We start from the raw sequence: 12,546 nt of genomic DNA, 5'->3' as shown, positions 1-12,546 counted from the left end.
TCAAGGAGAAATTTTAGCATTTTGGAATTTGGTATTACTAGTTTTCCAAAGAATTTTACTTCTTTGGATGCATTAGTAGATTTTGCTTATAATGTGTTTTTGTCAGATTTTGATTTAGTCATTATTAAAAATTTAGGTAATAAAGGGGAGTTGGATCTAGTTAATAACAGAGTTTCATTTGGAAATTTTAAAAATGCCTATTTTATTAGGCAAAATAATAGCTCTTCTATTGGTATTCTTGCTAAAGAAAAGATTAAGATTCAAATTTTAGATTTTATTGAAGGACTTTATGAGTGCAGGTTAGGTGTGGTTGTTGATTTTATGTTTAAAGATCATCATTATGGGATTGTTGTTTTTAATTTTGATGAAGAAATAGTTAATAATTTAGATATTTTTATTCTTGATGCTCAAATAACATATTTGAATTATAGGTATAAAAATTTACTTTTTATTTTGGGTAAGCGTGAGCTTGATGTGTTAGATATAATTATTAGAAATGGTTATTTTAGTTTGATTTATGATTCAATTAATCCTCTGCATATAATTAATACCATTGATGATCGAGTTTATTCTAATTTTTCAGCTCAAATATCCTTTCGTTCTTTGGTTTATGTTGTTTTAAGTTATTTATATGATGATTTTCATATAAATAGCTTTCCAAAAAGTATTTTGATTAAATAAATTTTATAAATATTTAGTTCTTGACATCATTATTGCATTATTATATCATTACTAGCGATGCCGAAATGGTGGAAATGGTAGACACACAGGACTTAAAATCCTGAGGAGGAAACTCCGTACCGGTTCAAGTCCGGTTTTCGGTATTTAAGATTTTCAAATTGCTTAATTTATCCACAAGTAGTTTATTTATATAAATTCCTGTAATAAATAGGCTACTTAAAGATAGGTAAATTATTAAATTATGTTGTACGTTGAGTTTTGTTATGACAAATAGCATATTTATGATTGATCCCAAGATTAAGCCTGTAGATAAATAGAGAAATTTTACAATGTGCTTATCTATTGTTTGTTTGATTATTAGTATTGTAATTCCTGTTCCTATTATTGTGGATATTCCAAATGTTATGCATAGTTTTATATTGAGTTGTGAAATGATGTTGATAATTTCTTTATAAGTTCCAAGGCTTAACAATATGAGTGAACCTGAGATGCCCGGTAGGATCATTGCACTGCCACCTATTATTCCTGAACTAGTAATGAGTAAGTAATATTTAATCGAGTTTTTATCTTGATATGCTGATATATTTAGTGATATGCTACAAGTTTTTAGTATCAATAAAAATAGTGTAGTGAGCAATCCAATTGAAAATAATAAATGTTTTGTACTTTCTTTATGCTTGTTAATTTTTGTTTTTGTATCTATTTCTTTTTTTAATGTGAATATGCTTCCTGTGGTTAATCCTATAAAAAATACATTTAAGTATGTTTCTCTTATTGCTCCATCTAAAATATAGCTTTTAAATATTTTTGCAAGGATGGTTGTTGAACTTAATATGCCAAGTGATAATATTCCAAGAAAAATTGTGTTTTCTTTTACCTTTTTTAATTTTATTAAATTTGCAGATGAATTTATTATATTGTAGTAAATTCCTAGCATTAAGGCTAGAGTGCCCCCTGAAACTCCTGGTATTATGCTTGCAATACCAATTAGTAAACCTTTTATATAAATACTTATCATTATTTCTTATATACTTAAACTTAGAGCTTAATGTCTTTTATCTTTCATCGCCTTCGCCATTAATTGTGCCGTTTTCATGTCTTTTTTTTAATTTTTCTAAATTTGTAATAGCAACATCTTCAAGTGTTATTCCAAGATTATTACTTAAATTTGAAATGTACCATAACACATCACCAAGTTCTTTCTTAATTGCCAATAGATATTCATCATCAAGGATATATTCTTTATCACGACCTAGTTTTTTTATTTTCTCTACAACTTCACCTGTCTCTCCAGCAAGCCCAAGGGTTGTTAAAATTAGTTCTTCCTTTTTATTTTTATATTTAGCAGTTTGTTTAGCCTTTATTTGATATTCATTTAATTTCATAATTAAGATTAGTTTAATATAGTTTTTATTTATTTACAAGTTTATTTATTATTTCCTTTTTTTTAAATTTTTATTATATTAACCCCATATATTAATTGGAGTTTATCTTTGACTAAATTTGCTCTTTTATTAGGATTTATCTTCTTCTTTTTACATTTTGATTGTGCCTATTCTTATCCTGTGATAAATAATTTTTCAAATAAAGATCCTATTTTTTATGATCTTAAGTCAAAAATTGCTAAATATAATCAAAGAGTACAAATTCCTTTATTTATTTATTCATATAAAGTTAAAGAAGGTGATACTTTTTTTAAGATTGCAAATAAGGTAAATGGTTGGCAAACTAGCATTTCAACAATTAATTTATTAGATTCTCCTTTTTTAAAGGCAGGAGAAGAGATCTTAATTCCTAGTAAAAAAGGCATTTTTATTATTGATAATAAGGAACATAGATTTAATAGTTTGCTTTTAGCAACAAGGGATTTAACAAAAGCAGAAAAGATAAAGGTTAGACAAAATAATAAGATTTATGAGTTTTATTTTTTTGATTCTTTGATACAACCAGAGTTAAGTTACCTCTCAAGTACAGAAATGCTTTTCTTTTTGAATTCTGATTTTATTTTGCCTTTAAAGGGCTTTATTATTAGCTCTGATTTTGGATTTAGAGCAGATCCGTTTACTGGTATTAAAAATTTTCATAAGGGTATAGATCTTGCAGCTCCAATGAATTCTTTGGTTTTTTGCTCATCTTATGGTGTTGTAGTTGTAGTTGACTATAATGATATTTATGGCAATTTTGTTGTGGTTGAACATAAAAACAATATTAAATCCTTTTATGGCCATCTTAGTTCTTATATTGTAAGGAAAGGAGATGTTTTAAGAACAGGGGATATTATTGGTAGGGTAGGTCGAACTGGTCGTTCAACAGGTCCCCATTTGCATTTTGAAATATTGAAAAAAGATGAACCTATTAATCCTATTAAGATTTTGAAGTAGATAGATACTTTTTTGATCAGTATATGATAGGTCGATTTTAAATATAAGGATATAGTTTTTTGCCATACTTTGTTTAAATTGGCATTAATATGTTTTTATACTAAAAAATATATATCGTGAAATAATCGGTATACTTTTTTGTACTAATTATTAATTAATTGTGCTTGATTGAATCTATATCATACTCTGTTATTTTATTGTGCAAGGTTTTTCTTCCTATTTTGAGTATTTTGGCACATTTGCTTTTATTGTTCTTGGAATGTAAAAGTGTTTGCTTAATGATTTCTTTTTCTGCTTCTTTTAAGCTTATACCTATTGGTAGTGTAATTTTAATTATTTGGTTTGTGTTATTTCTAATTTTGGGAGGTAAATCATCTTTTACAATTTGCTTTCCCTTAGATAATATTAAGGCGCTCTCTAGTACATTTTTGAGTTCTCTAATATTTCCTGGCCAATCATATGCATAAAGGGCTTTTAGTGCATCATTAGAGAGATTTTTCTCTTCTCTGTTATTTTCACTTGCAACACCTTTAATTAGTATTTTTGTTAGCTTTGGTATGTCGTCTTTTCTCTCTCTTAAGGGAGGAATATTGATATTTATTATGTTAAGCCTATAAAATAAATCTTCTCTAAACCTTCCTTTTTTAATTTCTTCTTCAATATTTTTGTTTGTTGCTGTTAATAGTCTAATATCGACTTGCATAGTAGTTTCTCCACCTACTCGTTCGAATGTTCTATTTTGAAGTACTCTTAGTAGTTTTACTTGAACCTCAGGTGATGTTTCTACTATTTCGTCTAAAAATATCGTTCCTTTATCTGCTAATTCGAATCTACCTTTTTTTTGAGATATTGCACCTGTGAATGCTCCTTTTTCATGTCCAAAGAGTTCACTTTCAAGTGTGCTCTCAGAGAGTGCAGCGCAATTGACTTTAATAAAGGGTTTATCATTTCTATTTGATAAGTCAAATATGGCATCTGCTATTACTTCTTTTCCAACTCCGCTCTCTCCAATTATTAAGACAGATGCTTTTGATTTTGCAATTTTTTTTACAAGTCCTAAGGTTTTTTGCATTATAAGGGATTTTCCAAATATACGTTCATAGTAATTTAAATCTTTTCGAATTATGACATTATCTTGGGATATGTTTTCATGCCTTTTGTCATTTTTACCATTTAAGGCTCGCTTTATTATGAGTAACAGCCTTTCAAGATCAACAGGTTTTGTTAAAAAATCATAGGCACCTTCTCGCATAGCATCGACTGCTGAATCGACAGTTCCATGAGCTGTAAGAATAATGAAGGGAATATTTGGGTTTTTATCTTTTACGATTCTGAGTAATTCTTCTCCTGATATTTGGGGCATTCTAAGGTCAGATATTATGGCATCAATCTTTTCATTTTTAATTGTTTCAAGTGCTTCCTTTCCATCACTAGCAGTAAATACAAAATAACCTTCATCTTCAAGATAAGTTGCTATTCCTTCTCGTATATTTTTTTCATCATCTGCTACCAGTAGTTTACTCATTCTCTAAACATCCTTCAATTAGAATTTTGCCCGTATTTAATTTTGGAAGTGTAATTGTAAAAGATGTTCCCTTCATCTCTTTACTTTCCACAAAAATTTCACCCCCATGTTCTTTAATTATTTTATAAGAGATAGTTAGTCCTATGCCACTTCCACTTTCTTTTGTGCTAAATTGAGGCTTGAATATTTCATCTTTTGTTTCATTTTTTATTCCATTTCCATTATCTTTAATGCTAATGTATATTTTTTCTGTGTTTTCGTGAATAGAAATTTCTATTTTTTTTGTCTTTTTATTTGATTCAAGTAGTGCTTCTTCTGCATTTTTTATTATGTTGATTATTACTTGCCGGATGAGTTTTTCGTCAATTAATGTAGAGCTTACTTTTTTTAGATTGATTAGGAATTTAATATCTTTATTGTTTAATTCTGGATTTAATAGGTTATAGACGCTTTTTATAACGTTAGTAAGATTTTTTTTTTCTGGTACTATTTTTATTGGTCTTACTGTTAATAAAAAATCTGTTACAGTTTTATCCATTCTATTGATTTCTTCTTTTATTATTTTGAAGTAATTATTTGCTTTTGTGCTTTTGATACTTTGTCTATCTATTTCTTTTTTGAGTAGTTGTAAGTTTATATCAATTGCTCCTAGTGGATTTTTAATCTCATGAGCAATATTTCTTGCATGTCTTGTAAAAGCAGCTAAAGCCTCAGCTCTTCTAAAAAGTTCTTCTTTATGTTTTTTATCTTTAATATCTTCAATTAAAATAATATTTCCTTCAAGCTTTTGATCCCTGACGTATGGCATAAATGATATTTTAATGTATATGTTTGTTGAAATTTGTACTTCAAATCCTATTATTTTATCTTCATTTGTTACTAGTTCTTCTATTAAGTTTGTTAGAGTTGGAATTTGAATATCTTTAAGGGTTTCTAGTTTGTATTTAGGACTTATGACTAGAATTTGAAATAGCATTTTGTTTAGGTAAATTATGTTATTAAGTTTATCAAGAACTAGGATCCCTTCATTAATGGATGCAAAAATACCATCGTATATTTCTATTTTTTTATAAATATCTTGAATAAATTTAAGTTTTTGATCGCTTGATAATTTATTTAATTTGGTCAAGGTTTTCTTTAAAAATTTGCTCATTAATCCTCGTAATTTAGCATTAAATTTTCGATTATTAATTTTTTGTTCTGGTTGTATGGACTGTATTTTGATATGTATTTTAGATATTCTAATCTTTTCAGATATGTATTAGTGTCTAAATTTTGGCTTAAAAATTCATGTCTAAGCTGGTTTGTAAGTTCTTGTAAGAATAATTTAAATATATTTTCATCTTTTAGGAAATTGAATGTGTCAAGATTAAATATACCCTGTTTTTCTTTTATTATATTTAAAATTCGCTTGACTTCTTCTTTTAATTTTGTGTATTCTTCACTATAAAATGAGTCGAAATACTCTTTTGTTGTTATTTCATCATTTTTATTAAAGATTGCTTTGAATTTTTTGATCTCAAAATCTCTATTTTCCTTTCTGAATCTGTATAGTCTTAGTCTTGAAAGGATTGTTTTTGGAATCTTGTTTTTGTTTCTTGTAGCTAAAATAAAATAAATGTTTAAAGGTGGTTCTTCTAGTATTTTTAGTAGTGCATTATAGACATTAAAATTTAGATTTTCAATTTCATTAATGTAAATTACCTTTATCTTATGTTTCTCTGATAATACCCAGGATTTAATTTTTCTAACATCACTAATGGTAATATTAAAGTTTATGTTTTTAATTATTTCCTCAATTTTTTTAATAAGTTCTTTTGTGATTGTCTCATTATATTCGTTTTTGTAATAGGTATCATTAATAAAATTAATGTTTGTTTCTATTTTTTTAAGGTTTTTATCGCTGCTGAAATTGTATTTAGTAAAAATGATATTTTTAACATATTCTAGATATTTATTTATAACTTTATTTGAGTTTACATTAAGATATGCCTTTGCCTCTATTATGTTAAGATTTGAAAAAATTATTAAATTTGGGTTTGTTAAAGTTTTTGTATTTAAGATTCTTTTTGCAAGTTCAATTGCAGTTGTTTTTTTAGAAGAAAATCTCTCTCCCCAAAAAAGTATTGCATTTGGTAGGCTTCCTTTTTCATACTCATTAATTATTTCGTAAGTTATTTCGGATAAATTTTCCATGTGATTCTCTTTACTGTCTTTTTGATATTTTAAACAAATAGTTTATGCTAGGATTTAGATATTTAAGCAATTTGCTTTCTTCTAAGAAGTAGTTGGGATTAAAGATTTGTTGAGAGTATATTATATATACTACAATTGCAATTATTCCAAAGGCTTCAAATAAACCAAGTATTAGTCCAAGTAACCTGTTGAAAAATAATAACTTAAGGTGATTTATTATTGATTCAATTAGTGCTTGTAAGATTAAGAATCCTATGTGTATTATTAAAAAAAATACTAGTAGTGATTGAACATATGATAAATCAAGAATAGGTGATATTAATATTTTAAAATCATTGGTTTTATTGTAAAGCAAAAATATTAAAGTAAAAATTTCAACAAATCCAGCAATTTCTTTGATGAAACCCCGTAAAAATCCTCTAAATCCTAGTGATATAAAAATTATTATTATTAGTATGTCGACTATACCAGTTATTTTGAAAGGGTCGTTAACCAGCATTTATTTCCTCAAATTCTTTTAACAATAAATTAGCTATTAGGATTGATGAGTCTTGATTGTGGAATTCTTTTATATTATTTCTTAGTATATTGGACTTTTCTTTATTTTCTAGGATTGCTTTTATCATATTTATGATTTTGCTTTCACTTAGGTTCTCTTCATCTATTTTGAAACATGCATTTTGTTCTTCTAGTAGTTTTGCATTTCTGACTTGATCTCCTCTTGAGCCTTTTACAAATGGAATAAATATTACGCATGCACCAGCATTGGCAAATTCTTTAATAGCCCCTGATCCTGCTCTGCTTATTATTATATTTGAAAATTTTATTATGCTTGCCATTTCTTCTGCATTAAAAAATTGATTTCTTAAATAATTATTTTCTCTAGTCGCATCTAAATTTCTTCCACATTGATGGATAAAATACGCATCAATTTTGTTTTTGATATTGAGTGTTAATTTATTTAGAATTTCTGCTCCAAGAGAGCCTCCAAGTATGCTAATTATGGGTTTTTTTGTATCTTGAGTTAAATTTTTTATTATATTTGGATTTGGACTTGAGAATTCTTTTCTTATTGGTGAGCCTGTATATAAGACATTTTTATTCTTAAAATATTTTGTGCTTTCTTTAAAGCTGATATGTATTTTGTTTGCAAATTTTGAATTGATTTTTGTTGCAAGACCAGGATCAAGGTCCATTTCGTGGGTTATACTTTTTACCTTAAGTAGACTTGCTGCAATAATTGGTGGACTTGATACAAAACCACCAGTTGCGTATATAATTTGGGGTCTATACTTTTTTATTATGAAAAAGCTTTTGATTATTCCAAATATGACCTTAAAAAAGTCAGTAAAATTTTGCAGTGAAAAATATCTTCTGAGTTTTCCTGATGGAATTGCGATAAATTTGATATACACGTGATCTTTTATGATCTTGTCTTCCATTGAGTCTTTTTGTCCTAACCAAAAAAATTCGATATTTGTATCAAGTTCTCTTAGTTTTGAAATTATTGCTATTCCTGGGAAAACATGCCCTCCTGTACCTCCTCCTGTAAAAAATATTCTTTTCTTAGTTTTCATATACCTCTTTTATATACATTGTAATTTAACAGTGCATTTTAATGCAAATATTATACATATTTTTACTTTTACAGTGATTCTTCTAAATTTTATTGAATTTAAAAAAATGTTAGAAGTTCATATTATATCAAATTGTGTTTTTCTCTAAAATCATGGTTTGACTGTGCTAAGAGAGAATCTTATATTTAAATAGGTTAGAAAATATTTTTTAAGAATTGCTCAATTTGAATACCTTTATTTTTAAGAGTATTATTTTCAATAGAATATTTGATTATTGAATGAATTACTTTAGTTGCTTTTTCTAAAGCATATTCTATCTCCAATTTTTCCAGATATCCTATTAGTAGACTTGCAAATAAATCTCCTGTTCCACCGAAGTTTTGTTCTAATTTTTCTAGAAAGATTTCTGAATATTCTTTTGTTTTTGTATTATAAACAACATTTCCTATAAGATTTTCCTTTTCTACACTTGTAACTACGATTATTCCATTTATTTCAAGATTTAATATTGCTTTTATTATTTCATCTTTATTGTTTATCTTTTCAGTTTTAGCTAACATTTTCAATTCTGTGATATTAGGTGTTATGATGTTTGCATGTTTTATTAGGCTTCTAAATCCATTCACTATTTTTTCATCAAAAATAGGGTAGAGTACGCCATTGTCTGCAAATACAGGATCAATTATTATTTTTTCAAAATTGAATAGTTTGAACATATTTTCTATTATTTTTTGCTGGGTGTTGCTTCCAAGAAATCCACTATAGAATATATCAAAGTTTTCATTTTGGTTTTTCCAAGATAAAATAAACTTTTTTAATTTATTTGTTAAATCTATTATTTCAAATTCTTTGTAATCTGTTGTTGCTGAGAGAACTGCAGTTACAAATGGACAAACTTGCATATTAAATGATGATATGACTGGTATGCATATTGTAAGAGATGCTCTACCTATAGTCGAAATGTCATGCATGGCTAGTACTCGTTTCACACTGTCTTTCCTTTTGTATGTTTATAGTTTTCTATTCTTGAATTTGCATCAATTTCAATTGGACTTGCTCCGTATTTTAAATACATAAGGTGACCAATTCCTGCAATCATTGCTCCGTTATCTGTGCAAAGGTCGATTGGGGGATAGTATGTTTTTATTTCAAGTTTTTTGATCTTTTCTCTTAAATAAAGATTGCTTGCAACTCCTCCAGATATTATTAATTTTTTTATATTGGTATCCTTTATTGCTCTTTTAATTGGAATAATTAAATTTTCAAAAGCTACTCTTTGGAAGCTTGCAGCAATATTATTTTTTGTTATGTTTTCATTTTTGTCTTTAAACTTTTCAAGTTGATGTATACATGCTGTTTTGAGGCCTGAATATGAAAAATCATACCTATTTTCTTTTTTGTCAAAAATTGTAATTGGAAAATTAAATGCATATTGGTTACCGCTTTTGGCTAATTTTTCTATGTTTGGGCCACCTGGGAATCCCATTTTATAGTATTTTGCTACCTTGTCAAATGCTTCTCCACAAGCATCGTCAAGCGTTCGTCCAAGTATTTCAATGTCATCGAAGTTATTTTGTTTTGCAAGTATTGTATGTCCTCCACTTAATATTAGAGATAGAAATGGATATTCTATCTTTTTAATCATTAAAGGAGCATAAAGATGACCTAAGATGTGGTCAATGCAAATTAGAGGCTTTTTAAGGGCAATTGATAAACCTTTAGCAAAATTTACCCCAACAATTAAGGAGCCAATAAGACCAGGTTTAGATGTGACTGCTATTAAATCAATTTCTGATGCATGTATTTGAGCATTTGTTATTGCCTGTTGACAAACAGACATTATAAATTCCGTGTGTAGCCTTGAAGCAATCTCTGGCACTACACCGTAATATTTTTTGTGTTCTTTTTGACTAAGCTTTATATTACTTAAAATCTTAACACCATCTTCTACTACAGCTGCACAGCAATCATCGCATGAAGTCTCTATTCCAAGCACTCTCATTTTTTTCCTCTTTTTGATAAAGATTGATTAAATTTTTAAATTCAAATTCTTTATTTAAGTTTTCCGCTTCTTGTTTGAGTATTTTAAGAGTATTTTTTGACCAAATGTGTCCTATTACTTTAACAATTCCTTTTTTTCTAGCTATTTGTTTTGCTCTCTCAAGTGCTTTAATTATGGCTTGTTCATTATCTTTGTTATCAAGAAATATGTCTCTTTGTTCTACTATAATCCCAATTTTTTTACCAATTTTTGTGGATATGCTTTTTTGGGTAGTTAGGCTATCGAAAAAGTATCTATTTTCTTCTTTAAGTTTAATTAGAATAATTTGCATTATATTCTCATTTGCAGTAATAAGACTCCCCATATGATTATTCATGATCTTTGCATTGGAGTATGTTTTAAATGTTTTTTCGATTTTTGTTCGTATTGCAAATTCATTATCGTTGATGTTTATGTGAAATTTTTCTATTGAATTTTTATATTTTGATTGCATTGGCAAATGAATCATTATAATTTTATTTTTACTTGCTAGTTTGTTATAAAAATTCATTGATTTTGGTAAAAAGGGAATAATTGAAAAATTGATGTTTAAGTCAATTTTTATAAATTCGTCTAACATAAATTCGTCATAGCCAACATCATCAATTATTAGATAAAATGCAGGTTTTAAATTTTTTTGTACTTTTATTAAATTTTCTTTTTTAATTTTTGCTAATTTGTTCTTAAAATTTAGATTGAGTTTTTTTGCATTTGATCTTATATACATAAGACTAGAAAATAGCATAATTATTGAGACAAAAGATGTAATAATAACAAATGATATTGTGATTTTTAATTTATGTTTCTTTAGAAAAATAGAAACATTGTAAATACTCATGTCCAGTAGCTTCTCATTATATCAAAATCTGGTATTAAGTCAATTTTTATTGATAAAGTTCTTCTTTGAGTTTTTTAAGTACCCTTTTTTCAATTTGTCTAACGGTTTCTGAAGAGATTCCAAGTTCACTGGAAATGTCTTTTAAAGTGCTTTTCTTATCACTGTTGTCTAAGTTATATCTTTTTATTATGATATATCTTTCCTTTTCATTTAGTTTGGTCTCTAGTATGTGATTGAGATGTTTTAATGTTGAATTTTGCTCAAGAGTATTTTCAGGATTAAAAGAATTGTCTTCATAGAGGTTTAGTAGTGTGGAATTTTCTGAACCCTCGATCTTTTTATCAAGGGAGTATTCTTTTTCAAGATAGGGAATGATTTTTATATATTGAGCAGTTGTTAAGTTAAATCTTTCCATTATGTCTTCTTTTTTTGGTGATTTTTCTTCTTCCATTAGATATTTATTTATTTGGAGTATTAAATTTTCTTTTCTGTATGGCACCTTTACAAGTCTTGTTTTGGTATTTAATGCTCTTTGAAGCGATTGTTTAATCCAAAATGATGCGTAAGTTGAGAATTTGGTGTTTTTACTTGGATCATATTTTTCAGCTGCTCTAATTAAACCTAGATTTCCTTCTTGTATTAAGTCTTCAACTTTTAATCCTTTGCCAGCATATCTTTTAATTATTTTTAAGACAAGACGTAAATTGGCATTTATCATTTTGTTTTTGGCTTTTAGGTCTCCTAGTTTAATTTGTTTTGCAAGTTCAATTTCTTCTTCGTGAGTTATCAGTCTGTGTTCTCTTACGGATTTTAAGTATATGTTTAAATCTTCATTGCTAAATATATTCACAATACTTCTCCCATTTTTGAAATTTGCATATCAACATCTCTCTCTCTGTTTTTGATGTGGTGCAAAAATCATGCCAACTTAGAAAATAATTAATATTTTTTATTAAATATGAACTATTTCCTAAAGTTATTTACTTCTGCTATTTGGTTATAAATTAAATCAGCAAGTCTAAAACTTTTAGATTTGGCTATTTGTTTTGCTCTTTCTAAATAGAGCATATCTTCAAAAATTTCTTCTGTTTGACCCCCATTAATTAGATTATTTTCTTTTTTTAAAGAATTTTTCATGCTCTTAAGCATTTGATTTATAAAGATTGACTCAAATTCTAGTGCGGCTTCATAGAGTTTATTATCATTTTTGTGTTGATTTGTTTTTTCTATTTTGTCTTTTAGGATTTTTACCTGTTTTGTTTGATTTTTTGTTTCTAAGTATTGTAAATTAATTTTACTTGTCATAA

14 protein-coding genes and 1 tRNA gene are annotated in these 12,546 nt (G+C 27.2%); 3 read left to right on the top strand and 12 right to left on the bottom strand.

Annotated elements, in window-relative coordinates; genetic code table 11:
* Window positions 1-21 precede the first annotated feature (21 nt).
* The gene (locus R5397_RS00525) at window positions 22-681 is read left to right on the top strand and encodes a hypothetical protein (protein WP_421622525.1); all 660 of its coding nucleotides are present in this window, start codon (window positions 22-24) and stop codon (window positions 679-681) included.
* Between the two features lie 59 nt (window positions 682-740).
* Window positions 741-824: transfer RNA gene (locus R5397_RS00520), tRNA-Leu, on the top strand.
* Here R5397_RS00520 and R5397_RS00515 read toward each other — a convergent pair.
* Both R5397_RS00515 and R5397_RS00510 read right to left on the bottom strand, forming a co-directional pair.
* Window positions 806-1,699: an undecaprenyl phosphate translocase family protein gene (locus R5397_RS00515; protein WP_421622524.1), complete on the bottom strand. Its 894-nt coding sequence runs from the start codon at window positions 1,697-1,699 to the stop codon at window positions 806-808. The two genes, R5397_RS00520 and R5397_RS00515, sit on opposite strands and share 19 nt — an antisense overlap.
* 37 nt (window positions 1,700-1,736) lie before the next feature.
* Window positions 1,737-2,066, bottom strand: a complete 330-nt coding sequence (locus R5397_RS00510) for a nucleoside triphosphate pyrophosphohydrolase family protein (protein WP_011772692.1) — start codon at window positions 2,064-2,066, stop codon at window positions 1,737-1,739.
* 108 nt (window positions 2,067-2,174) lie between these two features.
* Here R5397_RS00510 and R5397_RS00505 point away from each other — a divergent pair, with 108 nt between their 5' ends.
* Entirely contained in the window at window positions 2,175-3,062 is an 888-nt protein-coding gene (locus R5397_RS00505; protein WP_421622523.1) for a LysM peptidoglycan-binding domain-containing M23 family metallopeptidase, read from the top strand.
* 154 nt (window positions 3,063-3,216) lie between these two features.
* Here the strand turns inward: R5397_RS00505 and R5397_RS00500 are convergent, their stop codons facing one another.
* From R5397_RS00500 to R5397_RS00455, 10 genes are all read right to left on the bottom strand, one after another.
* The gene (locus R5397_RS00500; RefSeq protein ID WP_421622522.1) at window positions 3,217-4,587 is read right to left on the bottom strand and encodes a sigma-54-dependent transcriptional regulator; all 1,371 of its coding nucleotides are present in this window, start codon (window positions 4,585-4,587) and stop codon (window positions 3,217-3,219) included.
* On the bottom strand, window positions 4,580-5,740 hold the full coding sequence (locus R5397_RS00495; RefSeq protein ID WP_421622521.1) for a two-component system sensor histidine kinase NtrB: 1,161 nt from the start codon (window positions 5,738-5,740) through the stop codon (window positions 4,580-4,582). Before R5397_RS00495 ends, R5397_RS00500 begins: the two co-directional genes overlap by 8 nt.
* Entirely contained in the window at window positions 5,740-6,783 is a 1,044-nt protein-coding gene (locus R5397_RS00490; protein ID WP_421622520.1) for a hypothetical protein, read from the bottom strand. The genes R5397_RS00495 and R5397_RS00490 overlap by 1 nt, the downstream gene beginning before the upstream one ends.
* Window positions 6,784-6,793: 10 nt before the next feature.
* On the bottom strand, window positions 6,794-7,282 hold the full coding sequence (locus R5397_RS00485) for a CvpA family protein (protein ID WP_421622519.1): 489 nt from the start codon (window positions 7,280-7,282) through the stop codon (window positions 6,794-6,796).
* Window positions 7,272-8,360 carry an undecaprenyldiphospho-muramoylpentapeptide beta-N-acetylglucosaminyltransferase gene (murG, locus tag R5397_RS00480; RefSeq protein ID WP_421622518.1) on the bottom strand — a complete coding sequence of 363 codons (1,089 nt, stop codon included), beginning with the start codon at window positions 8,358-8,360 and terminating at the stop codon, window positions 7,272-7,274. The genes R5397_RS00485 and murG overlap by 11 nt, the downstream gene beginning before the upstream one ends.
* Window positions 8,361-8,554: 194 nt before the next feature.
* Complete coding sequence (locus R5397_RS00475; RefSeq protein ID WP_247066001.1) at window positions 8,555-9,349, bottom strand: PfkB family carbohydrate kinase; 795 nt, start codon at window positions 9,347-9,349, stop codon at window positions 8,555-8,557.
* Complete coding sequence (gene tsaD, locus R5397_RS00470; protein ID WP_247066003.1) at window positions 9,346-10,362, bottom strand: tRNA (adenosine(37)-N6)-threonylcarbamoyltransferase complex transferase subunit TsaD; 1,017 nt, start codon at window positions 10,360-10,362, stop codon at window positions 9,346-9,348. Before tsaD ends, R5397_RS00475 begins: the two co-directional genes overlap by 4 nt.
* Window positions 10,328-11,239 carry a divergent polysaccharide deacetylase family protein gene (locus R5397_RS00465; RefSeq protein WP_421622517.1) on the bottom strand — a complete coding sequence of 304 codons (912 nt, stop codon included), beginning with the start codon at window positions 11,237-11,239 and terminating at the stop codon, window positions 10,328-10,330. The genes tsaD and R5397_RS00465 overlap by 35 nt, the downstream gene beginning before the upstream one ends.
* Window positions 11,240-11,285: 46 nt before the next feature.
* Window positions 11,286-12,089, bottom strand: coding sequence for a sigma-70 family RNA polymerase sigma factor (locus tag R5397_RS00460; protein WP_421622516.1), 804 nt, complete (start codon window positions 12,087-12,089; stop codon window positions 11,286-11,288).
* Between the two features lie 113 nt (window positions 12,090-12,202).
* On the bottom strand, window positions 12,203-12,544 hold the full coding sequence (locus tag R5397_RS00455; RefSeq protein ID WP_025375749.1) for a rod-binding protein: 342 nt from the start codon (window positions 12,542-12,544) through the stop codon (window positions 12,203-12,205).
* Between the last annotated feature and the right edge of the window lie 2 nt (window positions 12,545-12,546).

The sequence above is a fragment of the Borrelia sp. MN22-0132 genome, assembly GCF_049201035.1.
GTDB classification, from domain to species: domain Bacteria; phylum Spirochaetota; class Spirochaetia; order Borreliales; family Borreliaceae; genus Borrelia; species Borrelia puertoricensis.
This window is presented reverse-complemented; position numbering and strand designations above follow the sequence as displayed.